Raw genomic sequence first — 25,334 nt, 5'->3', positions numbered from 1 at the left:
TCTTAGTTCAATGTACCGATTAATACCGTAGCGATTAAAATGGAGCAGGTCGTGACGGTAGTAAACCCGCCCATGAGCATCGGTGTTACAATCTCGTTCATAATTGCTTCTCGTTCTTCTTCTGTTTCTCCTACTTCGCGACTGATTTCTTCGCAAAGGATGTAATCAGCGGGGAAGCCAAAAAGTGCGGTGAGTGCTACTGGCATGCCAAGATATTTACCGACTCCAAGGAACTTAGAGGCAAGCAGTCCCCCTAAGGTGACGCCTGTTGTTCCCAATGCACAAATGAGCAGGATTTCAGGGATATAACTTACCAAGGCAGCTGGCGTAACATCGTCCATAGAGGAAATAACGATAAAGATAACGGCAATCATGGCAAACCCTGTTGCATTCGCTTTTTCCATTGTCTTTGGTGGATAGAAGCCTATATAAGCTCCAATTACACCAATAATTAAACAGAAGATGGTGTAGTTGACACCAGTAAGTGCATCTAGCACAACGGCGATACCACTGCCCAAATATAGCTGCAGGATAAGAATAAGAGATGTTTGATATTTTTTGGGCAAAAGTAATTTTCGTTCATTCTGTGCTTTGGTCAATGTGTTCGGACGAGCTGCTGCAGCTGTTTCCTTTTCAAGAGCAGCACCGGAGTGAAGACGTGATTGTACTTGCTGTTTGACTATAAGCGCATGTCTCTTTAAAAAGAAAGATGCGAGCGGGATACCAAACAGTTTATGAATGCTGAGTACTAATGCAGGAATAATTACTAAGCTGGACAATCCTAGTTCTGTCAGCTTCTCACTCGTAACAAGATAGGCTACAATTCCGCCTACAACAGGACCTGCACCGGCAACTGCTGTCTGGTAGTCGAAAAATAATGGCACTACTGCTAAGACGAGCAGTACAGCGGTGAGGGAGCCTGTCAGAGCGATAAGAATCGGTCGAAGCTGCCCTTTGATTAATGAAAATGGGACGAGCGTTCCAAGATGGACGATAAAAGGAGCGACAATCAAGGAACCAAATGCTGTCACAACAGAGTCTGACATAAGTCCATTCGGAATAATTCCGGTCCAAAGCAGGCTGATATAAAGCAGCAAGGCCGCCAGCAGCATAGGAATACGTGCTTTTGTCCAGATAGAGATGAGTTCTCCTAAACCTAATACAGCAATCAATAAAAGTGTAATCATGACAGGGTTGCTACTAATTTCACTCCACATATGCGCTCTCCTTCATCGTACATAATAAGAATATTAATAAAAACTAATCTATATTCAGAAAATTGTCAACATAATATACAATTAAATATCTTTATAGAAGCTAGGCTGGAAGGGGACTTTTTTGTATAATAAGCACAATTACCATAGAATCGAGGAGAAAAATGGGAATTATGCAGCCTTTACGCTGCCGACTGCCACAAAGGAAAACAAGCAGAAGCTTCGTGAATTGATTCTGGAGGAGAACTGGAAGCGGACAAAGCTATTTGCCGTTATCATTATGCTCTTTGAGGCTGTTTTGACGATTATGCAGCTGCCTGAAGGGTGGGACTTTTATGTAGGCATGTATATTGGACTTTTTCTCGCGGCAGGAATGTATTTGCTGATTGGAAGTATAATGGAAAGAAATCAGGCTTCGGTACGCAGCCGAATGCTGGTTGTGCATTTCTTTGTGTTTCTGTTTCTTGTGTGGGGAACAATGATTACCTTGCAAGATCAGCTGCATTATGGGCATGTAATGGCATTTGTGGTCAATTATATGTGTGTCTCTGCTTTGTTTTTGGTCGAGCGAAAGCTGTATGTATTGCTCGTTTTGCCGAGTGTCGTGCTGCTTTACGTTGGTCTGCCTATTTATCAGGATGCAGCTGGTATGCTGTTTGGTCACTATGTAAATCTAAGTGTGTTTATTTTCTTTTGTTGGCTTGCATCACAGCTGCTTTATACCGGGTTTGCGGCAAACTTTTATAATAAGCTGCTGCTAACAGATATGAATGAAGCGCTGGAGGTCCAGATCCAGCAAAACGAGGCAATGAATGACAAGCTGAAGAAACAAGCAACGATGGATGAATTGACGGGTATCTTAAACAGAAGGGGTTTCCAGAGTTATATTTATACCATGCTGGCAGACAGGTCAGAAAAAAAGCTGTCACTATTCCTGCTTGATGTGGATGCTTTTAAAACGTATAACGATCATTACGGACATATACGCGGGGATGAAGTGCTCCGACTAATCGCGCAAAGTGTGCACCAAGAGGCAGCTATTCCAACAGCAGGATGGGCTAGATACGGCGGTGAGGAATTTGTGCTGGCTATCTTTGATCTTCCTGCTGAGAAGCTAAAGGAGACTGCTGAAGCTATTCAGCAGTCCATTCAATCCTTGCATATTGACCATGCGTATTCTCCTGCAGCAGACAAAGTTACGGTGAGCATTGGCGTCTACAGCGCTCCAATAGCGAATCCCGAGCAGTTACCCTACTTTCTTGGTCAAGCTGATGAAGCTTTATATGAAGCAAAGCGTACCGGACGAAATACAGTCAAGCACAAAGAAGAGCAAAGCAAATCATATGCTTAGCTCTTCTTCTTTGTACATTACTTTTACATAACGCTGCAATTCCTGCATCAATTCGTTTATGGCGTCTTGAAATTGACCGCTTTCTCGATATTCAAAACAGATAGATGCTGTGAGGTCGATATCTTCTATGGATGTTATCGCTATATTAGCCATCCTGGGAAAATTCATATGGTAGAGAATAGAACGAGGTAAAGTTGTAAAACCATAACCACTCTCGACAAAAGCAAGCATATTCTGTACGTCATCTACCATCTGATAATCGGGTTCCTGCAATTTGCTCAGTACGGAACTGACCTTCTCCAAATTGTTCGTCAGTGCTGCGTGCTCGAAGACAATAAATTTCTTATCGAGCTTGCTGGCATTTGCTAGTTTGCCATCCAGAAGCGGAACATCATTTTTATGACAAAGGAAAACCACTTCATCTTGAAGAAGATGCTCCCTTAAGAAAGGCGTTTTTGCTAAATTCTCGAAATGAATCGAAAAGTGAATGCTATCGTACTCCAATAATTTTTTTAGTACATTGGTAGGCCTTGTAATAAACTTAAACGATATATGCGGAAAATGTGTTTGCATATACGGGATAATTACATGGTTGAATACAGGAGCCAGCCAAATGTTTATCCCGATGCGCAGTTCGTTTTTACTGTCGGCGATGCTGCTGAGCAGCTGATAGCTGATTTTATTGTCTCCAATCAGTGCGAACGCTGCATCCTGCAATTCTCCTAACAGTTCAACTGCATAGGGAAGGAAAAAATGTCCTTCTTCCGTGAGTTCAATGCCGCCCCAACTCCGCTTTAACAAAACAAAGTCAAGTTCTTCCTCCAGTTTCCGAATCCTTGTACTTAATGTTGGCTGCGTAATATGTAAAGCTTTTGATGCTTGGGATATACTTTTATTAGCGACAACTGCTAAAAATGACTCCAACCCGTCCATATTCATGGTTCTTCACTCCTACCGTTCTGTCGTGTCCATCTTATATTTTTTTAGGAAAAAGGTATAGATATTTCTATAATATTCCTGCAGCTGTTTTGAGCAAAGCTTGTGTTTATTCCCAATAACAATTATGATGAAAAGATGCAGTAATGATGCCATGTGAAATGGTACAGAAAGGATTCAACGATGAAAAATAAACGACCGCGTACTCGTGGGTTCCAGCCTGCGAAGCCGAAAGAATATAATGTAACAGAAGCAGAAGAACTATTGCCTTTTTTGATCAAAGTAGTAAATAAAAGCCGTAACTCCGTTAAATCCATCTTAACAAGAGGACAGGTAGCCATTGATGGCCGTGTCTCTACACAGTTTAACGACAAACTCCAGCCAGGTCAGAAGGTAACCATCCGGACAGATATGGTAACCGAAGCTCCGCCAATGTCAGGTATTACGATTCTTCATGAAGATGATGCCATCATTGTTATTGAAAAAGCTTCCGGATTGCTTTCCATCGCTTCCGATAATGAAAAGTCGAATACAGCTTATCGTCAGCTATCTGATTATGTAAAATCACAGCACAGTGACAATAAGATTTTTGTCGTTCATCGACTAGACCGGGATACATCTGGTGTTATGGTATTTGCCAGATCTGAAGCAATCAAACAGAAAATGCAGCAAGAGTGGACAACAACAAAAGAGCGAGCGTATGTTGCGCTTGTCGAGGGAAGTGTGTCCAAGCCAGAAGGCACCATTACCTCTTGGCTGAAGGAAACGAGCACGCATAAGATGTTTTCCAGCAAGTACGAGAATGATGGACAAAAGGCGATTACACATTACAAAGTTGTCCAAGGAAATAACAACTTTACACTAATGGAACTCAGTCTGGACACAGGACGGAAAAACCAAATTCGTGTTCATATGCATGACCTCGGGCACCCAATAGCAGGAGATAGAAAATATGGAGCGGGTGATCGCTCGATAAAACGGCTTTGCCTGCACGCGCGCAAGCTTAACTTCAGCCATCCGGTTACAGGACTGCCGCTTCGGTTTGTAACGGACATTCCAAATCTATTCAAATCTAAATCAAGATAAGGAAAAGCAGAGCAGCGTGCTCTGCTTTTTTCTATGCACGATACTGCTGCTCATTATCTGCTTCTTTTAACTTTTTCTCCGTTAAAGCAAAGACAGAGCTCCACATAACAATCACCCATAGCAGTTCAAAGAACAAATAATACTCGTTTTTATAAGGGGAAAAGCGAGTTACAAAGATAATCAGACCGCCAATAATGCCATTCGCTATTCCTGTAAATAACATTATTTTAGCTGCATACACTTGCGAAATCTCCCACAACTCTCGATTCTTCATCGAACGTTTTGTCCGATAACCAAACACGTTATTTATATGATCATGTGCAGAACCTCTAAGCATAAGACTGCCGAGTATCGCTCCTATTCCACAAATGAGAACTAACATAGCGTCACCTCATTTCACAAAAAAAGGATTACTTATAGTATAAAAAGATTTTATGCCCATTGCCAGCAACTTCCATATCTCTTAATATATCCATAAGTGATATATCAAAAATGGATATAAAGGAGAACGGTTATGGCAAAAGGAAAATCATTAGAGGAGTTAACGGACCCTGTTTTCTATATATTAATAGCTCTTGTCGAACCTAGGCACGGGTATGCAATCATGCAATATGTGGAGGAAGAAACACAAGGAACGTTTAAGATAGGACCGGCGACGCTTTATACCATTATCAAGAAGCTAGTAGGCGCAGGACTAATTGAAGCAGAACCGGAAAGCGACCCCAGGCGGAAAACGTATGCCGCAACAGCTGCCGGTATAACCAAGCTGGAAGAAGAAGTCGTAAGACGAAAGCGAATGGTCGACTTAGGGATGCTTGTACTGCAGACGAAAGGGAGGGGAAAATAATGAGACAGAAAAAGTATATGTCTTCTGGCGGGCTCGCTTTTAGTGAGAAACAAGATATGCGCAAACTTTCCAAGCAGGCAGCGAAGGGCTGGCATTTACAGGATTTTGCGTTTATGGGTTACCGGCTTGTTCGAGGAGAGCCCAAGCAAGTACAATACATGATTGACTACCGGACGTTGGATGCAGCGGAAGAGCAAGAGTATATAGGAATGTTTGAGGAATCTGGCTGGACACTCGTGTGCACTTCCTATGGAATGTATATTTTCGAGGCTTCTATAGATACTTCACCAATCTACACCGATGCCGATACAAAACAGGATAAATTGAAGCGTGCTAGCTCTTTTATACCGAAACTGGCCGTAGTAACCTCAATTTTAATGATTATCACATATTGGATAGCATTAAAGACAGATAGCCAGATTGTAATTATCTCTTGTATCCTATTATCCATGGTTGCCGGCTGTAGTATTTCGATGACAGTTGCTTTCTATTATCGCACCATTAAGCTGATCCGGAAGGGTGACGATTAATGTTGAAACGACCACTCTTCGGATCTATTTTGGTAGTTTGCCTTCTTGCAGGGGTTCACTTTGTACTTCCCAACCTGCAGGCGGACATTCGCTTATGGATTCAGCTCGGCATTGCGGCTTTTCTGGCAATCGCACTACATGAATTGGGTCATGTTATCGGCGGTAAGCTGATGGGCATGGATTTTGGATATTTTGTTGTAGGTCCGTTTCATGTTGGAAAGGGACGAAAAGGAATAAGGATACGGGAAAACCGTAGCTGGGGTTTGGTTGGCGGTGTAGCTTTAATGCTGCCTGCTCCAAGCAGGACGGAAGAGAGACACAGAAAAGACTTAGCAGTGATGACGATTAGTGGACCGGTTATGAGTTTGTCGCTTAGCTTACTAATGCTGGCAATCTGGCAGCTTACAACTATTGATTTCTTCAGGACTTGCAGTTTATTTCATGCTGTTATCCTTCTAGCTACCATTCTGCCGTTGCCAAACGGTGCGTTTCAAACTGATGGGGTTGCTTTTTATCATTTACTCAGAAAAACAGAAATAGGTAAGTACAAGATTCAATCTGCTAAGTTAATGGGCGAAATGTATGGTTCAGAGCGTCCTGCGCAATGGTCCGCTTCCATGTATAAGAAGTGCCGAGAGAAAATGGAGAATGCAGCTGAACTGAAAGATATTTTTATTGAAGCGATGTTTGTGTTCTATCTGGAAGCTGATAAGGAAGGGATAAAGCCAGCGATTGATCGATTGTTTCAGCAATTTGAAATCAAGCCCAATAAACAGCTGTCTGTTTATTATGGACCTTTTTTAGAATGGCGAATGCTGGCTGATGCGCTGAGCGGTTCTGTAAATGAGGAGAAGCTTGAGCAGTATGCTGCAGGTGTATCAAGCCTGAGTGAGGGGACATACAGTCGAATGCAAGCTATGCTGGTATGTTCAAAGCATAAAGAAGCGCTAGTGCACACAAAAGAAGCGTTTAAAGCATATGAAACAATAAACGGATTCGGCGTTTTAGAACGGGAATGGACTCGAATGCTTGCAAATAGGATTCGAAAAGCAGCTGAACACGCTGCTTCATAACAAAAAAGCTTCCCGAGGGGGAAGCTTTTTTATTATGGCATAGTAGATTGGAATGTGTAGCTGCCGGCATCTGCCGTGAAAGTAATCTCTCCATTCTCCTGTTTCTCGAAGGTAATACCGACCGCTTTATGAATCGCCTTGTTATTGATGCGCACTGATTTTGTATCCTCAGCAGGAATTGTGATTGTCGCCGTTGTGTTCGCTGGAATGACAGCATCATAGCGGAAAGATTGATCGTTGACTTTCCAGCTGCTTTCAATACGGCCATACATGGAATCCACATGTCCTTTCGCCCAAGTCATGACTTGATCAGGATCTGGTGTTGGTTCCAGATAGAAATGCTTGAACCCTGGATGATCTGGATCACGTTTGATGCCTAAAGACTCTTTGTACATCCAGGCTCCAACTGCTCCAAACGAATAATGGTTAAAGGAATTCATGCTATTGTTGCCTCCGAAGCCGTTTTCCTCTGTATAAGAGTTTAGCCGCTCCCAAATCGTAGTCGCACCATTTTCAACCGAGTATAGCCAGGATGGATAGGAGGTCTGCTGCAGCAGACGATAAGCAGTATCGTCGTGACCATGGTCTGATAGTGCTTGACTGATTGCCGCCGTCCCAATAAAACCTGTCATAAGCGAGTACGCTGGACGCTCCTTGCCATCATCATCGGTATTTGTTCGTTCCACAGCAGCAACTAGATGATCAGCTGCAGCAGAAGCATTGGTTTTGTTCAATACGTTCAAAGCGAGTGGCACCGCATAGGAAGCCTGACTGTCTGAAACAGAGCCGTCTGATTTCAACGTTTTATTTGTTTCTGGATCGATGAACTTGTCATTAAAGTAGTTTTTACGCTCTTCATAGCGGTCCCAAAAATGAGCAGCATCTTCGTCATGGCCAAGAATTTCTGCTGTTTTTGCCATGATTTCTAAGTCATATACATGGTAAGCAGACCATAAGAATACGTTCTCCGTCTTACTGTTTTCCGGACTTAACCAATCTCCTAATGGTCCCTCATTAATCAACCCTGTGGATGGATTTACTTTAGTATCGAGATAGTCGACATATTGCTTCATTGAATCGTAATGTTCTTGTAGAACCGTTTCATCGCCGTATTGCTGATACGCATGCCAAGGTACTGTCAATCCTGCGCTCCCCCATAGGATACCACCAAAACCTGGCCCGATTGGCGTAACATCGGAATAGCGCCCATTATCACGCTGCAGGTCACGATTGGCAAGATTATGTCTGCGCAGGAATTGATTGACGTTATCCATGTAAGTGGCTGTTTCCGAGAAAACAGAAATATCACCGTTCCAGCCCATTCGCTCGTTACGTGCTGGTGTATCGGTTGGAATAGAAAGGAAGTTTCCTCGCATACTCCATGTGATATTTTCCCAAAGCTTATTTACCGTTGGATTAGAAGTTTCATAGCTCGAATCTAGATCATGAATAGAGCTAATCACCAACCCTTTTACATCCTTAAGCGCCGGCGCTTTGTCCACTCCAGTAATCTCTAGATAGCGATAGCCATGGAAGGTAAATCGCGGCTGGATTGTCTGCTTGCCTTTCTTTGTGATATACGTATCTTGCACCAAAGCAGCTCGCAGATTCTCCTGCATAAGCATCCCGCTGTTCTCGCCAGACGCTTCATTATCTGGATAAAGCATTTCCGCGTAGCGAAGCGTGATTTCTTTACCAGCTTTTTGTTTCTTCAGTTTGACTTGAGGTACACCAACCATATTCTGGCCCATATCATAAACAAACACACCAGGGCGGACTTCTTCCATGCTTTTAGCTGTTAATGTTTCAACAATCTTGGCGTTCTCTCCGATTTGTCCGGTAATTTGCATACCACTGTAATCGAGGTTAGCTGCAGTTGTTGTGTCATCTAGTGGCACTTCAACAGCGTTCTTCCAACGTTTTGGCTTAAATCCAGCTTTACTCCAGTTTTTTATCTCTTTATTCGCATCATAAACTTCCCCTTGGAAAAAGCTACCGTACTCAAGTGGTCCGTCTGTTGTATATTTCCAGTCAGGATTTGTCATGATGGTGTCGGTGGTGCCATCTTCATATGTGATAACTAGTTTTGCCAGCAAAGAGTTGCGATCCCCAAAGTAATTCCAGTTGTCGGTCGTGAAGGTGCTGGCTCCGCTCCACCATCCTTCACCGAGCATAGCTCCGAAGGCATTGTTTTTCCCAGCCTTTAATTGATCTGTAACATCGTATGTTTGATACATCTGTGTTTTGTTGTACTGTGTCAGTCCTGGATTAAAATAATCATCACCAACACGTTTACCATTTAGATAAAGTTCATAGATTCCTCTTGCTGTTGCATACACCTTTGCATCTTGAATCTTTTTCTTATCGGTACGGAATTCAGTTCGCAGCAGTGGGGTTGACTTATCGCTAGGGTCTGCAACAGAAATAACGCCGTGTTTTCCGCCGGCAACTTGGTAGGTACCGGACTTAATTGTTATACCTTCTGATTCTCCAAATATACTAGAATTATTTTCTGCTTCTATTTTTTCTTCAAAGAGCGTATTGGATGGCTTGCGGTAATTGGTAACTTTCAAATCAGAGAAGGTTGCTTGCTGGTTTTTATCCAAAGAAAAACCGATTTCAGATAACATTGGAAATGCGATGTAATTGCCTCCAGAGCCGACAGGGTTTATATTAAAACCATTTTCAGGCGTAATGCGATTCTCGCCATCAAGGAATATATGGAAGATGCCTGAGTTCCCCCAAAGCGATATGTCATGTGCTGCATACTTGTTCGTATGGTCAATCAAATCCCTTGGAATGACCAATTCAGTTAGCGGCTTGTCAGGGTTATCATTCGGTTCATAGCCAGCGCGATAAATTGCCAGCTTGGCATTTCCTTTATTTTTCTTTACAGCGCTAATATCCAGCTCGAATTCTACATAGCTTTTGTTTTTCTCATTTTCGACATTGTAAATGTTTTTGTTCTTATCCATTAAACGAGGGTCATTGGCGCCGAGAATAAAACTGGCTTTGCTGGTTTTGGTCTTCTTTTCAAGCTGCAGTTTGTAGTGTACTTTGTATACACTAAGATAGTGAGATTGAAGGACCAAATCCTCGGTTTCGGTACCAATCCATTTTGCACCGTCCCAAGCAGAGATATCTGTATTCATCAACCCAGTTTCGAACCAGCTTGAAGCAGTTGATTTCTTACCAGATTCATTCCACACAGATACATTCCACTCATAGCGAGTAGCAGGTTCGAGTTTATCTCCACTATAGACAATAGCAACAGACTCATCCGAATACTGTTTCTTTGTGTTCCAAATCGTTTTGCCGTCTGTTTTTTTCACAACTAGCTGATAAGCTTTTTGCTGTGCTCCCTTATGGTCCGCTTCCATTTTCCAGCTGAAAGTTGGGTTTGGATTATCCAAACCTATGGGCGTTTCACCGAAATCTGTCAGCAGATTGGTCACTTTCGATTTCGGCTGCTTCGCGTCTGCTTGATGATAAGCAGAAGGTAGAAGCAAGGAAAATACAAGCAGTAGAGCGGTAACCCACGCCGTACGACGATAAAGATTCCTTCTCATACAGGTTTTCCTCCTTTTGTTGTGGTAATGAAGCGGGAAGGTACATCCTTTCTGTGCATGTATATAGACAGCAATTGCTGTATGCACCATCGAAAAGCGCTTACATTTAATTTGATTCTACCTAACTTTAAATGAAAATTAGAGGGGACAAATTTTAGTTTAGGGGGGTAATTAGAGGAAATTTGACTTTGCGGAAAGAACTGGAAAAAAACTAGGTGGCAATACTCCGCGCCTTTTGTCTCTTGAGCCGACTTTCTTTAATTTATACAATATAATTATTCATATATATAAAGTAAAAGGAATGAGGACGAGTAAAATGGAGACCAAGCATGTTGAACTTGAGGCCACAGACTTACACAAACAGCACCTTATAATGTGGAGAAGACACTTACACGCGAATCCGGAACTTTCATTCCAGGAGGAGCAGACCTCCCAGTTTGTCTACGATACACTAGCTAGTATCGGCAACCTGGAGTTAAGCCGACCGACAAAAACAAGTGTGATGGCAAAATTGAAAGGTGCAAAGCCAGGAAAGGTAATTGCATTCCGTGCTGATATGGATGCTTTGCCAATTCAAGAAGAAACAGACCTGCCGTTTGCTTCAACAGTTGATGGCGTCATGCATGCATGCGGTCATGATGCGCATACAGCGATTCTGCTAACAGCTGCAGAAATTCTAAGTGCCAAGCAAGCTGAGATAAATGGCGAAATTCGGTTCTTATTCCAGCACGCAGAAGAACTGCTTCCTGGCGGTGCGAAAGAGATGGTAGAAGCAGGTGTTACAGATGGAGTTGATATGGTATATGGTCTGCACGTTGCATCACAGCTGCCTAGCGGAAAAGTGGGTGTTATTTACGGACCTGCTACGTCTAATTCCGATCAGTTCCATGTGACTGTGAAAGGAAAAGGGGGACATTCCTCGCAGCCTGATAAAACTGTCGATCCGATTGTCATAGGTGCGCAAATTATAAGTAACATGCAGTCGGTTGTTTCTCGCATGACAAGTCCGAATGAAGAACTAGTCGTCTCCATCACTACATTACAAGCAGGAGAGGCAGTGAATGTTATTCCAAATGAAGTACAAATAGGAGCTTCCATGCGATCCTTGAAACAGGATGTACGGAACAATGCAATTCAAATAATTGAACGAATGGTAAAAGGGATAACGGAAGCCAATGGTGCCAGTTATGATTTTAAAGTTATCTATGGATATGATTCTGTTTTCAATGAAGAAACAGCCACAGCTGTTGCGGAACGCGCTATTCAGCGACGACTTGGTGAAGATGCAGTACTTCGAGGCAGTGCAATTATGGGCGGCGAAGACTTTTCATCTTTCACCAACGCTGTTCCAGGCTGCTTTGTATTTGTCGGAGCCAAAGAAGCAGACAATCCAACTCCAGCACCCCATCATCATCCGCATTTCCAGATAGATGAAGCAGGCATGGAAGATGGAGTTAATCTATTTTTGGGTATTGCAGAGGAGCTTGTTTTCTAGAGAGGAGTCATTTGACTTCTCTTTTTTTCTTTTTACAGCTTATGCAATATGTCATGCACGGCTGCGAACTAGGGAGAGGTCTTAATACTGATAGAAGAGGCTCATAGTTTGTCATCAAATCTTTCATAAAGAGATTTTATAGGGTGCCAAAATACTGCATTTGTAGCAGATAGTTAGTATAGAGATTCATATTAGGGTTTATTAAAAACAATCCAAGTGCTATGATGGTTAGCAAATAAATTATCTGAAATATCAAATAATTATTCGGAGGAGAGAGCTTATGCTAACCAAACAAACTCAAATTGAATTGTCTAATGAACAGGTAGAGGAGATTATCAGATGGAGAAGATATTTACATCAGCATCCAGAGCTATCTTTTCAAGAACATAAGACATCTGCATTCTTATATGAAACATTACTTACTTTTCCTAATTTAGAAGTGACTAGGCCAACAGCGACGAGCGTTATGGCTGTGCTTAAAGGAGGACATCCTGGTAAGGTAATTGGTTTCCGTGCTGATATAGACGCTTTACCGATTCAAGAGGAGACAGGCCTCCCGTTTGCTTCCAATTATGATGGTGTTATGCATGCATGCGGCCATGATGGGCACACAGCCATTTTGCTAGGCGTGGCAAAGGTGTTAAGTGCGCAGCAAGAAAAAATTCATGGTGAAATTCGCTTTTTCTTCCAACATGCGGAAGAACAGTTACCTGGAGGAGCTCGGGAAATGGTCGAAGCTGGTGTGACCGATGGAGTGGATTATGTGTTCGGCCTGCATCTTTCTTCTTTAACGCCAGTAGGACAATTAACGATAACGCCAGGAGCAGCGACCTCCAATTCTGATATGTTCCATGTCACAATCAAAGGAAAAGGTGGCCATTCCTCACAACCAGAAAATACAGTCGATCCAGTTGTAACAAGTGCTCAAATTATTACGAACTTGCAAACAATTGTGTCGCGTATCACCAGCCCGAAGGATGAATTGGTTGTATCAGTTACAACATTGCAAGCCGGAGATGCCGTCAACGTCATTCCAGAGGAAGTGAAGATTGGTGCTTCGGTTCGATCCTTCAATCAGGAAGTGCGAAAAAAAGCTGTGGAAGCAATCGAACAAATTATCAAAGGTGTTACGGAAGCAAATGGTTGCCATTACGAATTGAATTATACGTATGGCTACGATTCAGTCGTCAATGAACCAGGAGCATCTGCTATCGCTATGGAAGCTATCCGTCGCAAACTAGGCGAAGAAGCCGTGATAGAAGCAGAAGCCATTATGGGCGGAGAAGACTTCTCGGCATTCTCTAATATTGTTCCTGGGAGTTTTGTATTTGTAGGTGCTTGTTCTCCAGACAATCCATCACCTGCTCCGCATCATCATCCCAAGTTTATGATTGATGAAGATGCACTAGTATATGGAGCAAACATGTTCCTAAGCATCGCGGAAGACTTGGTATTAGAATAGGAGGTCGACAAATATGACTGCTGTTACAGCGACACTTATTATCTTGGCAATTATCGCTCTCGGAGAAGTGCTCTCAATTATTTCCCGGGCAAAGATTCCGACACTGCTCGTGGTTGTCGTTGTTTTCTTCACACTATTGCAGACAGGCGTACTGCCGAAGAATATTCTAGCGGCTTCTACATTTACCGTGGTAGGAGCGGTTCTGCAACCTGCTATTCTTGTACACATGGGTACACTCATACCTTTAAAAGTAATGAAGCAGCAATACAAGGCAGTGCTGATTACGATAATTGGTATAACAATTTCATGCCTCCTGATATTGGGACTTGTGCCGCTTTTCTTCGATTATGGTACAGCAGTTGCAGGAGCTGGACCGCTTACTGGGGGGATTATTGCTTATATTGTTACAGCCGAAGGTTTACAGTCGCAAGGATTGACTGCATTAATTGCAATTCCTGCGATCATTCTATCTTTGCAGCAGCTGATCGGCATGCCGTTAAGCTCCTGGCTACTCCGTCGTCATGGTATGAAATTGTTGAAAGACATGGACGAAAACAAAGCATATGTCGCAGCTACTGTAGCTGACGATGCTGCTGGAAGCCCAGAGCCTGCCAAGCGTAAAAGTCTTTTTCCAGAAAAGCTTTTGGCAAGCCATTTCTTTGTACTTTTCCTTATCTTTATCGGATCAGCACTAGCAGTTTGGTTTGGTGAACTGACAGGTATCAGTTATAGCTTATTTGGCTTAGCTATAGGAATTATCGGCTCAGCTATCGGTTTCTTCCCCGAAAAGGTATTGGAACGCTCCAATGGTTTTAGTATTGCAATGGTGGGATTAATTTTTGTGGTGATGGAGTCATTAATCGATGTGACTGTGGCTGATATTCTGGCAGTACTTCCAGCCGTATCTGTCATTTTATTCATAGGTACAGTGGGATTGCTTGTAGGAGGATTTATTGGTTCTAAGCTGTTCAAGTGGGATTACAATAAAGGAATTCCAGTTGTGCTTACGGCGATGTACGGATTTCCTGGAGATTATCTAATTACGCAAGAAGTCAGCAGGAGTATTGGCAGAAACAAAGAAGAAGAGGCAGTAATCTTGAACCAGCTGCTGCCACCGATGCTGATGGGAGGATTCGCTTCCGTTTCCATTGGTTCCGTTGTTATCGCGAGTATTCTTGTACAAACACTTTAGGAGGATGAGAATGGACAAGCTCATACGTAATGGTACAGTGATTGATGGAACAGGAGAAGTGATACAAAATGGGGTAGTCGCAATAAAGGGAGACAAAATTGCTGCGATTGGACCGGCTGCTGATTTCATCGGTATTGATACAGAAGAAGTCATTGATGCTGAGGGCGGTTATGTGATGCCTGGGTTAATTGATACGCATGTCCACATGATGATGGAGATTAAAGATGTGCGAGAGACACTTGTTACACCATTTTCCATGCGCTTTTATGAAGCATTGACTTACATGCATCGCACGTTGAATGCGGGTATTACAACAGTAAGAGACGCGGGATTTGCTGATCTAGGTGTAAAACAGGCTATCGAAACAGGCCTTATAAGCGGTCCGCGTATGCAGATTAGTGTTAACCCTTTGACCATCACTGGAGGACACGGTGATAACTGGATGGTCTCTGATATGGATTTGACCAACCGAGCTTACCCAGGGTTTCCCTCAGGCGTATGCGATGGACCGGAGCAAGTCCGGCAGAAAGTTCGAGAGATGCTGCGGGCTGGTGCGGATATTATTAAAGTGCATGCAACCGGAGGTGTCATGAGTCCGACAGATCATCCGGAATTTACTCAATTTTCTATGGAAGAGCTACGTATAATTGTTAATGAAGCAGCTTACAGGAAAGGCTGTAAAGTAATGGCGCATGCGCAAGGTACGGAAGGCATTAAGCAGGCGGTTCGGGCAGGTATTCATTCTATTGAACATGGCATCTATTTAGATGACGAGGCAATTGAGCTTATGCTTGAGCATGGCACATATCTTGTGCCCACATTACTTGCTCCTGTCAGTGTCGTAGAAGCAAGTGAAACAAATGAACATATGCCGGCCTATGCAGTGGACAAGGCAAAGGAAGTGATGGAGATACATCAGAGCAGCGTCGCCAAAGCTTATGAAGCAGGTGTGAAGATCGCCATGGGAACTGATGCAGGTGTAATGGCACATGGCACAAATTTACGTGAATTGGCTTTGATGTGTGACATCGGTATGAGTCCAATGGAAGCAATACTCGCTTCTACCAAAATAGCTGCAGAATGTTTAGGCTGGGATGATCGCATCGGAACTATAGCAGAGGGCAAATTGGCTGATTTGGTCATTGTTCAAGAGAATCCTTTGGAGAATATAGTTTCTTTGGCTGATACGAATACAGTCCGGACAGTCATACAAGGCGGAAATGTGAAGAAACAGCTTACAGCAGAAGCAAGTTTTATAAATTAAGCAGCTGGGAATCTCCCCGCTGCTTTTTTGTACAAATAGTTGACTAGCAAGCTTAAGTCGAATAGGCTTAAGTTGTATTTTAATGTAAGCGTTTTAATATAAGGAGGGGTTGGATGAGATCTAGTATGTCAGCTGTATGGAATGAATTATGGAATGCTCATGACAAAACGAAACAGTTACTTCGGTTTGCTGTACCTAACTCAGGAAATGCGGAGCGCGCACAGGCTTCAGAGCAGTCTGGAACTGCAAAAAAAGCACCTCCATCGTATAAACGTCCTCAAATGATTGGCTTACTGTTAGGGCCGCTGTTTTTCTTCGCTGTTATTTTCTTTTATTATCCAGAAGGATTAAGTTATGAAGGACGTATGGTATTAGCAACTACATTATGGGTAGCCACTTGGTGGATTACCGAGGCGATACCAATTCCAGCAACGTCCTTGCTGCCGCTCATTTTGCTGCCTCTAACACAAGGGTTGGATGGAGAAACGGCAGCTTCCAGCTATGGAAATCCGATTGTATTTTTGTTTCTTGGCGGGTTTCTGATTGCTATGGCAATGGAGAAGTGGGATTTGCATAAGCGAATTGCACTGAATATTATCAGCGTGGTCGGAACGAGTACGTCGCGAATTGTGTTAGGATTCATGATTGCAACAGGTTTCTTATCTATGTGGGTTTCCAACACAGCAGCAGTTATGATGATGCTGCCAATCGGATCTGCTATTATCTATCAAGCTAGTCAAGCTGTTAAGACAAGTAAGCAGAGCATGGGAGAAGACGGGAAGAAATTTGAGAAAATGCTCGTATTTGCCATTGGTTATGCAGGTACAATCGGTGGACTTGGTACACTAATCGGAACACCTCCGAATATCATTCTGGCGGCGATGGCCAGCAGTCTGTTTGGTGTCGAAATATCCTTCGGCGGCTGGATGCTGGTTGCAGTTCCTATTGTTGTTATCCTGCTGTTTTCGGCTTGGATATATCTGACGAAAATAGTATTTCGGATTAATATGAAGGAACTCCCAGGAGGAAAGGATTTAATCCTCAAGGAAAAAGGAAAATTGGGCAGTATGTCCTTTGAAGAAAAAGCGGTACTTGTTATTTTTAGTTTTGCGGCGTTCATGTGGGTAAGCCGTACATTCCTATGGCAAGCAGATGCTGTGTGGCAGATTATCGCGATACCTGGGTTAAGCGATACGATGATTGCAGTACTGGCAGGTGTGCTGCTTTTCCTTATTCCAAGTCTAAGTAAAAAAGGGGAAAGACTGCTGACTTGGGAAGTATCGAAAGATCTGCCGTGGGGAGTATTGCTTCTGTTCGGAGGTGGTTTGGCTATTGCAGCGGGGTTTACGAGCTCAGGTTTATCACAATGGATTGGGGATCAGCTTACGGTACTCGAAGGATTTAATATCATTCTAATTATTATCATCTCGACAACATTGGTGTTGTTCTTAACTGAAATCACTTCCAATACAGCTACGGCTACGATGATCCTTCCGGTAATGGCTTCCTTGGCATTAGCGCTGAACATGCATCCTTATGCAATTATGGTGCCAGCGGCAATGGCAGCCAATTGTGCATTCATGCTGCCGGTGGGAACGCCTCCGAATGCTATTATCTTCGCTACAGGGAAAATTACGATAGCAGATATGGTCAAAACAGGCTTTGCCTTAAATATTTTTACACTCCTTCTCCTTATACTTGGTGTCTTCACACTTGTTGGTCCAATATGGGGACTGGATTTGAGTGTCTATCCTGAATCATGGAAGTAAAATGCTCGGAGTCTGCTCGCTGCAAGCTCCTTCCTGCTTGAAAGGAGGATTTTATGAGTCATTTTCTAGTGATTGGCGGAACGGGCATGCTGGCAGATGCTGTGCTTGCTTGGAATCAAAAAGGCCATACTATAACAGTAGTGGCCAGGACGAAAGAAAAGCTAAAGCGCTTAGTAAGTCGTGCAGCTTTTCCTGAACAGCTTCACATAGTGCAATCGGACTATCTTCAATTAGGTAGCTTTATGAATCAGCTAGCGCAACTTTCTGCACCGGATGTGATTGTCAGCTGGATTCATCGCAGCGGCAATGATGCAGTTCAATGGCTCTGCAATCAGTATAAGAAATCAGATAATAGAATAGCATTCTTCCATATTAAAGGGAGTAGTGCGCATAACCCAAAGCAAAACTTCACGCCGTATTTATCGAATTTTATCAGCTATCATGAAGTGATTCTCGGATTTCAGCTGATTAGCGGTGTTTCCAGGTGGCTCACGAACACCGAAATAGCTGCCGGTGTAATGCATGCAACAGAACAAAAGCTGCCCAAATATATTGTCGGTACAGTTGAACCATGGGATGCACGCCCCTGATCATGAAAGTGGATTACATGGAAAAAAGTTAAATTTTTTCCTTTTTACAGTTCACATAGAGTGTATTATTCCGATAATAAACATGTGCAACTAGTAAAATAGTTCTAGTCTTGCTCAATGATTGAGCGGAGGGTTACCCATGAAGGAAGCGAAAGATCAAGGTTGGGCGTTAGTGGCCAAGCTGATGAAGGAAGAGGAGAATCTCGTCGCGGAAAGCGGACAGTCAGATTACAGCGGACTCAATGGCAGATTCCTATCTTTGCTTAATATCGCTGTGTTTCTTACCAATGGAGATGAGCGGGCGCTTCGTCAGCAATTTGAAGCTGCTCTTCTATCCGGTATTTCTGTTCACGAGATCATGGAAACAATCCAACATTGTGCACTATTAAATGGGTTCCCGCCTTCGCTGAAAGCTATGTCACTGCTTAAAGAAGTAGTAGACGACCAATGAAAAATGCGTGCAGACCGTGTCTGCACGCATTTTGTTATTTGAAGATATTGAACCAGCCTTTTCGTTTGAAGCGCCATAGCATAACAAGTGCAATGACACCCATCAGGAACATTGCTGCTGGATAACCATATTCCCAGCGCAGTTCCGGCATATTCGCAAAGTTCATACCGTATACACCGGCTATGAAGGTAAGCGGAATAAAGATTGTGGATACAATCGTCAAAGTCATCATAATCGAATTCATCCGATTTGAGTTAATCGATTCGTAGCTGTCCCGCATATCAGATGTGAGTTCACGGTTGGAATCAACAATTTCAGTCAGTTTTAATAAATGGTCATAAATATCATTAAAGTAGGCTTTCTGTTTCTGTACAAAATCAAATTTCTGAATGCCGAGTAAACGGTAAATCAAATCCCGCATTGGTGCAATCGTACGTCTTGCACGAAGTAAATCACTGCGAATATCAAACACTTCATTAATTACTGTTTGTGGTGATTTGTGGCTCTCCTCGTCCTCAATTTCATTCAATCGATCCTCCATTTTGTATAAAGGAGGAAAATAGTCATCTACCAATTTATCTATAAGATGGTAAACAATTTTAGAAGGGCTATGTTCAGTTGCACCTTCCTCCATCACACGCTTCCAGACATGATCTGCTGCCATTGATTCCGTCAAATGAAAGGTAACGATATAACGCTCAGAATGAAAGATATCCAATTCATCTGAAACGAAAGTGTCATGATTCAGCTCGTGGAGGACAAGGAACTGATAGCCATCGTATTCATCCAGCTTCGGCCGCTGCAGAAAATGAAAACAATCCTCGATTGCCAGAGGGTGAAAATGAAAGACTTCGCTAAGCTTCTCTGATTCAGCCTCTGTCGGCATGCTGAAATCCACCCAATACCAGACAATATCCGGGCTGTTCAATTCCTGGTATGGCAGGTCGGTAAGTATTTTTTTGTCACGTGTTATCGCTATGCTGCGTATCATGGTACAACCTCCTGCAATATGTAGCCACATTATATCGTATTCAACTGCAGAGAGAAAACGATTCGCAGCAGCGAGATTAACAAAACGTTATACGGGGTATAAAATGAATAGACAGCCAAGCATTATAACTATTTTTAAGTCGGCAATAGCCCTTTTGTCTGAATATTTTAAAATTTATCGTGCGAAAGTATTGCGCTTTTGGAGGGAATCTTTTATAGTATTCTTCAACCTACAACAATCACCATTGCTTAGCCAGCCGGTTAAGCTGAAGGAGGACAATGACATGTCTGATAATCAAAGTTTTGTAACTGTTGGTGACTGGGTAACTGGACATTCGATAAATGATGAATTATTTACTGGTTTCGTAGAAGCAGTAAATGCAAAATTAAACACCGTTAAAGTATATGTAACAGAAAGTGACCATAAAAATACAATCGGGAAAACGATCGAAACGTTCCAAAGTAAGATCAAATATTTCCCGCCAGTGGAGGAACAAAGCCGCGCGCATCTGTTGAACTTGATTGACCTCTCCTTGATGTCCGGTGATAAAGATTGGTTCTTACACTTGACGGAGGATTTGAAAGTGCTAGATGAGTTGGAAGCAGCGTCTGATTCACAATATATCCCGCATTAAAAAGGCCGAGCAGAAATTGCTCGGTCTTTATTTTTTATGGCAGCTTTGTTAAAGGAGTTTCTTTCATTTGTAGAGAAATCATAGTGCATAACGCTTTCGCTGTTTCAAAAGGAGGGAATACGAATGAAAAAACTAATTATTAACGCCGATGATTTTGGCTATTCACGTGCAGTCAACTATGGAATCATTGATTGCTTCCAATATGGCGTCTTAACATCGACTACAATGATGCCAAATATGCCAGGTGCTGAGCATGCTGCTGTTCTAGCAAAAGCGCATAAGGATTTAGGCGTAGGTATCCATTTAGTACTCACATGTGGTAAGCCGTTGTTAACAACACACAACACGATTGTAGACAATAATGGACTGTTTCGTAACTTAGCCTTTTATCAAGGTGCTTATACGATTGATGCTGATGAAGTAGAGGCAGAATGGGAGGCGCAAATCGAGCGCTTTCTATCTTTCGGTTTAACCCCTACGCATTTGGATAGCCATCATCATATTAATACGTATAACGAAATCGACGACGTGTTCTTGTGGCTGGCTAAGAAATATGATTTACCTGTTCGGCATAATATGCAGCTTCCTGAGAGGCAGACGTCGACTGACAAATTTGAGCTGTCTCTCGAGAAAGCTTTGGCAAATGAAGAAGCACTGCTTGCAATTTTCGGAGAGACCGAGACCTTGGAAGTCATGTCCCATCCTGGTTATTTGGATAAGGCAATTTATACTGGGTCCTCTTATAACTATCCGAGGCTAGATGAAGTGGAATTACTGACATCTAAGAGAGTCATCGATTGGATTACACATAGTCAGGAAGTGGAACTCGTATCGTTTGCTCATGCGAGTCAGCGTTCGCGCACTTGAATCCCAAATAGGTCCTCTATCTTTTCATTCATAAACTGATAAGATGCTTCGATTCCAGCATTATAAAAGATAGGTGCTAGTTCTTCTAGGATGAAGTCGAGCAGCAAACCTGCGGCCAAGTCGCCTAGCTGCTCATCTTTTTCCTGTTCGAAATAAGTTTTTAGAGATTGCAGCATGTCGTTTCGCTGGACGTCGTTTAATTGAATTGGCTGTTGCATAGCATGTCCCTCCATGAAGCTGTTTTCATTTTATTATAGCAAAAAGTTCTGCTAGACTTTAGAAAAGCGAAAAGGAGGGAGTACGAATGGCGGAATTGTCGTATGAAATAGTAAAAGAATTAGGCGTGCTTTCAGTATCAGCTAAGGGCTGGCAGAAGGAACTAAACATGATTAGCTGGAATGGACGGGAGCCGAAATATGACATTCGGGATTGGGCTCCAAATCATGAGAAGATGGGTAAAGGCGTGACGTTGTCTTCCGAAGAAGCAAATGAATTGCGTAAGCTGCTCTTGGAGCAAAAGTAACATGCTTCCAGAAGCATTAGTGCAGCTGGCAAAAGAAAGAATGGCGCCTTATCCATGCGAAGGTTTTTTGCCAGGCAGAGGACCGAAACATCCGGTGCTGTTTTTTGTCGGAGAAGCACCAGGTGAGACGGAAATACATACGCACGTACCATTCAGCGGCAGAGCCGGTAAGGAACTGGATTTATTCCTCGAGCGAGCCGGAGTTAAACGAGAAGAAATATTTATATCCAGCTCGGTCCGAAGCAGACCATATCAGTATAAAACAAAGCAGATTCGCGGAGAGGCGGTTACGAAGAAATACAACCGAACGCCAACAAAAGCTGAAGTCTTAGCTCATGCTCCTGTACTGGATTATGAAATTGCCCAAGCCGAACCACAAATTCTTATAACGCTAGGCAGAATTGGTTGGGAACGGGTAACTGGTTCCAAGGAGAAGATCACACAGGTTGCTGGGAAAGTAATAGAACAGCCAATTCAGCATTTAAAAAGTTTAGAGGATAATTCTTTTATCTTTTCAGAGAAGATATATCGCATCTTCCCAACTTACCATCCAGCATCCGTATTTTATAATCCAGGACTGCGGCCGGTAATTGAAGAGCATGCCTATACAATACGTAAACTCTTAAATCGATAGGAGCGAGAACATGGTGAAAGGGAAAGTAATTGGTTTCGAACTAAATAGTCAGGATCCTGGAAAAGCAGCCAGCTTTTATTCAAACGTATTTGGCTGGCAGGTGGCGGAGCCGAATTGGGGTTATCATGATGTAACAACAGATGGATCGATTAATGGGGGAATTAGTAAAGGACCGCATGATTTTCCGCATGGAACGCGTATACAGATTCAAGTAGAGGATTTGGATCAGGCGATTGAGGATGCTAAGGCAGAGGGAGCAGTTGTTGTTCGTGAAAAAATGGACTTTGAGCGATTCTATCTTGCTTATTTAATCGACCCAGTTGGGGTTGGTATTGGGTTGGTAGAATACAAAGAAACAGGCGTATCAGCTGACTGATACGCCTGTTGTTTATTTAGCTGCTTTTTGCAGTTTCGTAATCATTTGCAAGGCACGGCCTGTACCGATTGCAACGGATTCTAAAGGATTAGGTGCTAGGTGGACTGGAACAGAAATCTCAGAAGCCAGCCATTGCTGCATGCCTTTCAGCAATGCGCCGCCGCCTGTTAAGATAACACCATGGTCTACGATGTCACCGCTTAATTCAGGCGGGCAGTCTTCTAGTGTCATGCGGATGGTTTCAAGAATTTGCTCTAACGATTCTTTTAGTGCAACCTGTACTTCCTTGGAGGAGATCTGGATTGTCTTCGGCAAACCTGTCACCATATCACGACCACGAACATCCATTGTCATCTCATCATGCTCGATTAAGGCAAATCCAATTTCCATTTTAATTTGCTCTGCAGTTCTTTCACCGATTAGAATATTGTACTGTTTGCGGATATACTGCACAATTTCCTCGTCCATTGAATCTCCGCCGATACGGACAGAACGACAGGAGACAACGCCGCCAAATGAAATAATACCAACTTCGCTTGTACCGCCGCCAATATCAACAATTACATTTGCAACGGGCTCATCAACTGGCAGATCAGCACCGATTGCTGCTGCAATTGGTTCTTCAATTAAGTGTACATTTTTTGCACCATATGATTTGACTGCATTATGGATAGCACGTCTTTCCACAGAAGTACTCCCGGACGGTGTGCAGACAACAATTGTTGGTTTGCGAAGAGAAGAACCCATCACTTTGCTTACTTTTTTAAGGATTTCTTTCAATAATTGAGCGGTAACATCGTAGTCCGCGATAACACCATCTTTTAATGGACGGATTGGAACGATGTTTTGCGGTGTCTTTCCGACCATTTCCTTCGCTTCTGCACCTACAGCAACAACATTCTTCGTTTCTAAATCAATTGCCACAACAGATGGCTCATTCAGTACAATTCCTTTTTGTTTCGTATATACAAGTATATTTGCAGTACCAAGGTCTATTCCGATTTCGGGGTTAGCGAACATTGTATTTCCTCCAATAATGACATATTTCTACTATATTCATTCTCTTAAGACTGAAACTTTATGGGGGTGTGTCGATTAAAGAGCTTAAAAGCTGCTAAGTTTCAACATATTTCATTCTATCACCTGGTATAAAAGCATTAAAGAGATACCTTTATCCTAATTTGGCAGATAAAACTAATAGATTTAGGAGAAAAGGATCATATGTAAGAAACAAAGGAAAGTCAATTTACAGATAGGTTACAAATAATGAGGGATTGTTACAGAAACTAGGAAGTAAAAAGTGTGTCAATCACAATTTTCATCCAAAAACTAGCATACAAGATTGATTTTGCTAGTTTCCTCATCTGTTAAACGGGTACTATTCCGCATAAAGTCTAACTTTTAATGCTTTGGTTCAATTGAACGGCACTATTGGTAATTCTAGGCTGCAATATTACACCAAAACCCATGCTATGATGTTGCTGCACCAAGAAAAACACATCTCGAAAGGAGCAACATACATGTTTAAGAAACTATTCGTAACAACACTATCTACAGCTATCCTAGCCGGAGGTGCTTTGGCGGGAACAGCAGATGCTGCTTCAGCTGATCAAGTAAAAACAGATGCACAAGTACATGTCGTAAAAGGATCTTTCTCTTCTATTGAAGATTTAAATACTTTGGTGAATAACTATCTATCACCTTATAAAATTCAAGTTGATCTTAATAGCTTGCTAGCAGGTTACGGTATACAGCAGCCGATTCAGCAAGAAGAAGCAAAAACTCCAGCACAGGAAGCACCTAAGCAGGAAGAAGCAAAAACTCCAGCGCAGGAAGCACCTAAACAGGAAGAAGCAAAAACTCCAGCACAGGAAGCACCTAAGCAGGAAGAAACAAAAACTCCAGCACAAAAAGCACCTGAGGCAGAAGAAGTAAAAGCACCAGCAGCTCCTAAGCAAGAAGAGCAAGCAACAGAAGAACAAGCGCAGGCTCCCGCTCAAAAGCAGCAAACTGCAGCTGACAACAAGCAAACAGAAGAAAAGCAAGCAACAGAAGGTCTAAGTGCTTTCGAACAGCAAGTAGTAGAACTAACAAACCAAGAGCGTGAAAAAGCGGGTCTTAGTCCTTTGAAAGCAGATGTTGAACTAAGCAAAGTAGCACGTGCAAAATCGCAGGACATGGCTGACAATGGTTACTTTGATCACAACAGCCCAACTTACGGTTCTCCGTTTGACATGATGAAATCTTTCGGTATCTCCTATCAAACTGCAGGTGAAAACATCGCTCAAGGACAAAAGACACCAGAAGAAGTGGTACAAGCATGGATGAACAGCCAAGGTCACCGCGAAAACATTCTGAATCCTGATTACACAAACATCGGAGTAGGATATGTAGAAAACGGTAACTACTGGACACAGCAATTTATTGGCAAATAATTCTGATTACTATATAATGAAAAGCAGCCGTAGTTAATGCGGCTG

At 42.7% G+C, this 25,334-nt stretch carries 25 protein-coding genes; 18 read left to right on the top strand and 7 right to left on the bottom strand.

Annotated elements, in window-relative coordinates:
- Window positions 1-2 precede the first annotated feature (2 nt).
- A complete protein-coding gene (locus B1K52_RS01355) occupies window positions 3-1,217 on the bottom strand; it encodes a hypothetical protein (RefSeq protein ID WP_077304497.1) in 1,215 nt (404 codons plus the stop codon).
- A gap of 121 nt (window positions 1,218-1,338) precedes the next feature.
- On the opposite strand from B1K52_RS01355, the gene B1K52_RS01350 reads away from it, so the two are divergent.
- A complete protein-coding gene (locus B1K52_RS01350) occupies window positions 1,339-2,565 on the top strand; it encodes a sensor domain-containing diguanylate cyclase (protein WP_077304494.1) in 1,227 nt (408 codons plus the stop codon).
- Here the strand turns inward: B1K52_RS01350 and B1K52_RS01345 are convergent.
- Window positions 2,554-3,504, bottom strand: coding sequence for a LysR family transcriptional regulator (locus B1K52_RS01345; RefSeq protein WP_077304491.1), 951 nt, complete (start codon window positions 3,502-3,504; stop codon window positions 2,554-2,556). The genes B1K52_RS01350 and B1K52_RS01345 overlap by 12 nt on opposite strands.
- A gap of 180 nt (window positions 3,505-3,684) precedes the next feature.
- Between B1K52_RS01345 and B1K52_RS01340 the strand changes: the two genes are divergently transcribed.
- Window positions 3,685-4,587 carry an RluA family pseudouridine synthase gene (locus tag B1K52_RS01340; protein WP_077304488.1) on the top strand — a complete coding sequence of 301 codons (903 nt, stop codon included), beginning with the start codon at window positions 3,685-3,687 and terminating at the stop codon, window positions 4,585-4,587.
- A 31-nt stretch (window positions 4,588-4,618) separates the two neighbouring features.
- Here B1K52_RS01340 and B1K52_RS01335 read toward each other — a convergent pair whose 3' ends face one another.
- Window positions 4,619-4,969 (bottom strand): SdpI family protein, encoded by a 351-nt coding sequence (locus B1K52_RS01335; protein WP_077304485.1) that lies wholly within the window; start codon window positions 4,967-4,969, stop codon window positions 4,619-4,621.
- A gap of 132 nt (window positions 4,970-5,101) precedes the next feature.
- On the opposite strand from B1K52_RS01335, the gene B1K52_RS01330 reads away from it, so the two are divergent.
- The 3 genes from B1K52_RS01330 to B1K52_RS01320 are packed head-to-tail and all read left to right on the top strand — an operon-like array spanning window position 5,102 to window position 7,037.
- Entirely contained in the window at window positions 5,102-5,434 is a 333-nt protein-coding gene (locus B1K52_RS01330) for a PadR family transcriptional regulator (protein ID WP_077304482.1), read from the top strand.
- A complete protein-coding gene (locus B1K52_RS01325) occupies window positions 5,434-5,964 on the top strand; it encodes a DUF2812 domain-containing protein (protein WP_077304479.1) in 531 nt (176 codons plus the stop codon). The genes B1K52_RS01330 and B1K52_RS01325 overlap by 1 nt, the downstream gene beginning before the upstream one ends.
- Window positions 5,964-7,037, top strand: a complete 1,074-nt coding sequence (locus B1K52_RS01320) for a M50 family metallopeptidase (protein ID WP_077304476.1) — start codon at window positions 5,964-5,966, stop codon at window positions 7,035-7,037. Before B1K52_RS01325 ends, B1K52_RS01320 begins: the two co-directional genes overlap by 1 nt.
- A 32-nt stretch (window positions 7,038-7,069) precedes the next feature.
- Here B1K52_RS01320 and B1K52_RS01315 read toward each other — a convergent pair whose 3' ends face one another.
- Window positions 7,070-10,606, bottom strand: a complete 3,537-nt coding sequence (locus B1K52_RS01315; protein WP_077304473.1) for a family 78 glycoside hydrolase catalytic domain — start codon at window positions 10,604-10,606, stop codon at window positions 7,070-7,072.
- Window positions 10,607-10,922: 316 nt separating this feature from the next.
- Between B1K52_RS01315 and B1K52_RS01310 the strand changes: the two genes are divergently transcribed.
- From B1K52_RS01310 to B1K52_RS01280, 7 genes are all read left to right on the top strand, one after another.
- Window positions 10,923-12,101: a M20 metallopeptidase family protein gene (locus B1K52_RS01310; protein WP_077304470.1), complete on the top strand. Its 1,179-nt coding sequence runs from the start codon at window positions 10,923-10,925 to the stop codon at window positions 12,099-12,101.
- 280 nt (window positions 12,102-12,381) lie between these two features.
- On the top strand, window positions 12,382-13,563 hold the full coding sequence (locus B1K52_RS01305; protein WP_077304468.1) for a M20 metallopeptidase family protein: 1,182 nt from the start codon (window positions 12,382-12,384) through the stop codon (window positions 13,561-13,563).
- Window positions 13,564-13,576: 13 nt separating this feature from the next.
- On the top strand, window positions 13,577-14,755 hold the full coding sequence (locus B1K52_RS01300; RefSeq protein WP_077304465.1) for a hypothetical protein: 1,179 nt from the start codon (window positions 13,577-13,579) through the stop codon (window positions 14,753-14,755).
- Window positions 14,756-14,765: 10 nt separating this feature from the next.
- Window positions 14,766-16,019 (top strand): metal-dependent hydrolase family protein, encoded by a 1,254-nt coding sequence (locus B1K52_RS01295; RefSeq protein WP_077304462.1) that lies wholly within the window; start codon window positions 14,766-14,768, stop codon window positions 16,017-16,019.
- Window positions 16,020-16,132: 113 nt separating this feature from the next.
- Entirely contained in the window at window positions 16,133-17,788 is a 1,656-nt protein-coding gene (locus B1K52_RS01290) for an SLC13 family permease (protein ID WP_077304460.1), read from the top strand.
- A gap of 53 nt (window positions 17,789-17,841) precedes the next feature.
- Window positions 17,842-18,378: a Rossmann-fold NAD(P)-binding domain-containing protein gene (locus B1K52_RS01285; protein ID WP_077304457.1), complete on the top strand. Its 537-nt coding sequence runs from the start codon at window positions 17,842-17,844 to the stop codon at window positions 18,376-18,378.
- A 139-nt stretch (window positions 18,379-18,517) separates the two neighbouring features.
- The gene (locus B1K52_RS01280; RefSeq protein WP_077304454.1) at window positions 18,518-18,829 is read left to right on the top strand and encodes a carboxymuconolactone decarboxylase family protein; all 312 of its coding nucleotides are present in this window, start codon (window positions 18,518-18,520) and stop codon (window positions 18,827-18,829) included.
- A gap of 34 nt (window positions 18,830-18,863) precedes the next feature.
- On the opposite strand, the gene corA is transcribed toward B1K52_RS01280, so the two are convergent.
- Window positions 18,864-19,820 (bottom strand): magnesium/cobalt transporter CorA, encoded by a 957-nt coding sequence (gene corA, locus B1K52_RS01275; RefSeq protein WP_077304451.1) that lies wholly within the window; start codon window positions 19,818-19,820, stop codon window positions 18,864-18,866.
- A gap of 283 nt (window positions 19,821-20,103) precedes the next feature.
- Between corA and B1K52_RS17805 the strand changes: the two genes are divergently transcribed.
- A complete protein-coding gene (locus B1K52_RS17805; protein ID WP_179106422.1) occupies window positions 20,104-20,454 on the top strand; it encodes an IDEAL domain-containing protein in 351 nt (116 codons plus the stop codon).
- Between the two features lie 123 nt (window positions 20,455-20,577).
- The gene (gene chbG, locus B1K52_RS01265) at window positions 20,578-21,321 is read left to right on the top strand and encodes a chitin disaccharide deacetylase (protein ID WP_077304445.1); all 744 of its coding nucleotides are present in this window, start codon (window positions 20,578-20,580) and stop codon (window positions 21,319-21,321) included.
- On the opposite strand, the gene B1K52_RS01260 is transcribed toward chbG, so the two are convergent.
- The gene (locus B1K52_RS01260) at window positions 21,303-21,539 is read right to left on the bottom strand and encodes a DUF2164 family protein (RefSeq protein WP_218668034.1); all 237 of its coding nucleotides are present in this window, start codon (window positions 21,537-21,539) and stop codon (window positions 21,303-21,305) included. The two genes, chbG and B1K52_RS01260, sit on opposite strands and share 19 nt — an antisense overlap.
- An 86-nt stretch (window positions 21,540-21,625) precedes the next feature.
- On the opposite strand from B1K52_RS01260, the gene B1K52_RS01255 reads away from it, so the two are divergent.
- Genes B1K52_RS01255 through B1K52_RS01245 form a run of 3 tightly spaced genes read left to right on the top strand, consistent with a single transcriptional unit; the run spans window position 21,626 to window position 22,854 of the window.
- Window positions 21,626-21,844, top strand: a complete 219-nt coding sequence (locus B1K52_RS01255) for a YdbC family protein (RefSeq protein WP_077304439.1) — start codon at window positions 21,626-21,628, stop codon at window positions 21,842-21,844.
- A 1-nt stretch (window position 21,845) separates the two neighbouring features.
- Window positions 21,846-22,478 carry a uracil-DNA glycosylase gene (locus B1K52_RS01250; protein WP_077304436.1) on the top strand — a complete coding sequence of 211 codons (633 nt, stop codon included), beginning with the start codon at window positions 21,846-21,848 and terminating at the stop codon, window positions 22,476-22,478.
- Between the two features lie 10 nt (window positions 22,479-22,488).
- Window positions 22,489-22,854: a VOC family protein gene (locus B1K52_RS01245; RefSeq protein ID WP_077304433.1), complete on the top strand. Its 366-nt coding sequence runs from the start codon at window positions 22,489-22,491 to the stop codon at window positions 22,852-22,854.
- A 12-nt stretch (window positions 22,855-22,866) separates the two neighbouring features.
- On the opposite strand, the gene mreBH is transcribed toward B1K52_RS01245, so the two are convergent.
- Window positions 22,867-23,874: a rod-share determining protein MreBH gene (gene mreBH, locus B1K52_RS01240; RefSeq protein WP_077304430.1), complete on the bottom strand. Its 1,008-nt coding sequence runs from the start codon at window positions 23,872-23,874 to the stop codon at window positions 22,867-22,869.
- Between the two features lie 500 nt (window positions 23,875-24,374).
- Between mreBH and B1K52_RS01235 the strand changes: the two genes are divergently transcribed.
- The gene (locus B1K52_RS01235; RefSeq protein ID WP_077304427.1) at window positions 24,375-25,289 is read left to right on the top strand and encodes a CAP domain-containing protein; all 915 of its coding nucleotides are present in this window, start codon (window positions 24,375-24,377) and stop codon (window positions 25,287-25,289) included.
- Window positions 25,290-25,334: the final 45 nt, after the last annotated feature.

The organism is Terribacillus halophilus (assembly GCF_900162685.1).
GTDB lineage: Bacteria > Bacillota > Bacilli > Bacillales > Amphibacillaceae > Terribacillus > Terribacillus halophilus_A.
Note: the sequence above shows the minus strand (reverse complement) of the source record. Positions and strands in the feature narration are given on the sequence as shown.

Coding starts and splice junctions, on each gene's coding strand:
- B1K52_RS01320 (WP_077304476.1), top strand. CDS start 5,964: ATGTTGAAACGACCACTCTTCGGATCTATTTTGGTAGTTTGCCTTCTT.
- B1K52_RS01355 (WP_077304497.1), bottom strand. CDS start 1,217: ATGTGGAGTGAAATTAGTAGCAACCCTGTCATGATTACACTTTTATTG.
- B1K52_RS01290 (WP_077304460.1), top strand. CDS start 16,133: ATGAGATCTAGTATGTCAGCTGTATGGAATGAATTATGGAATGCTCAT.
- B1K52_RS01315 (WP_077304473.1), bottom strand. CDS start 10,606: ATGAGAAGGAATCTTTATCGTCGTACGGCGTGGGTTACCGCTCTACTG.
- B1K52_RS01260 (WP_218668034.1), bottom strand. CDS start 21,539: ATGCAACAGCCAATTCAATTAAACGACGTCCAGCGAAACGACATGCTG.
- B1K52_RS01325 (WP_077304479.1), top strand. CDS start 5,434: ATGAGACAGAAAAAGTATATGTCTTCTGGCGGGCTCGCTTTTAGTGAG.
- B1K52_RS01345 (WP_077304491.1), bottom strand. CDS start 3,504: ATGAATATGGACGGGTTGGAGTCATTTTTAGCAGTTGTCGCTAATAAA.
- mreBH (WP_077304430.1), bottom strand. CDS start 23,874: ATGTTCGCTAACCCCGAAATCGGAATAGACCTTGGTACTGCAAATATA.
- B1K52_RS01255 (WP_077304439.1), top strand. CDS start 21,626: ATGGCGGAATTGTCGTATGAAATAGTAAAAGAATTAGGCGTGCTTTCA.
- B1K52_RS01335 (WP_077304485.1), bottom strand. CDS start 4,969: ATGTTAGTTCTCATTTGTGGAATAGGAGCGATACTCGGCAGTCTTATG.
- B1K52_RS01300 (WP_077304465.1), top strand. CDS start 13,577: ATGACTGCTGTTACAGCGACACTTATTATCTTGGCAATTATCGCTCTC.
- B1K52_RS01310 (WP_077304470.1), top strand. CDS start 10,923: ATGGAGACCAAGCATGTTGAACTTGAGGCCACAGACTTACACAAACAG.
- B1K52_RS01245 (WP_077304433.1), top strand. CDS start 22,489: ATGGTGAAAGGGAAAGTAATTGGTTTCGAACTAAATAGTCAGGATCCT.
- B1K52_RS01295 (WP_077304462.1), top strand. CDS start 14,766: ATGGACAAGCTCATACGTAATGGTACAGTGATTGATGGAACAGGAGAA.
- B1K52_RS17805 (WP_179106422.1), top strand. CDS start 20,104: ATGTCTGATAATCAAAGTTTTGTAACTGTTGGTGACTGGGTAACTGGA.
- B1K52_RS01330 (WP_077304482.1), top strand. CDS start 5,102: ATGGCAAAAGGAAAATCATTAGAGGAGTTAACGGACCCTGTTTTCTAT.
- B1K52_RS01305 (WP_077304468.1), top strand. CDS start 12,382: ATGCTAACCAAACAAACTCAAATTGAATTGTCTAATGAACAGGTAGAG.
- B1K52_RS01250 (WP_077304436.1), top strand. CDS start 21,846: ATGCTTCCAGAAGCATTAGTGCAGCTGGCAAAAGAAAGAATGGCGCCT.
- corA (WP_077304451.1), bottom strand. CDS start 19,820: ATGATACGCAGCATAGCGATAACACGTGACAAAAAAATACTTACCGAC.
- chbG (WP_077304445.1), top strand. CDS start 20,578: ATGAAAAAACTAATTATTAACGCCGATGATTTTGGCTATTCACGTGCA.
- B1K52_RS01285 (WP_077304457.1), top strand. CDS start 17,842: ATGAGTCATTTTCTAGTGATTGGCGGAACGGGCATGCTGGCAGATGCT.
- B1K52_RS01235 (WP_077304427.1), top strand. CDS start 24,375: ATGTTTAAGAAACTATTCGTAACAACACTATCTACAGCTATCCTAGCC.
- B1K52_RS01280 (WP_077304454.1), top strand. CDS start 18,518: ATGAAGGAAGCGAAAGATCAAGGTTGGGCGTTAGTGGCCAAGCTGATG.
- B1K52_RS01340 (WP_077304488.1), top strand. CDS start 3,685: ATGAAAAATAAACGACCGCGTACTCGTGGGTTCCAGCCTGCGAAGCCG.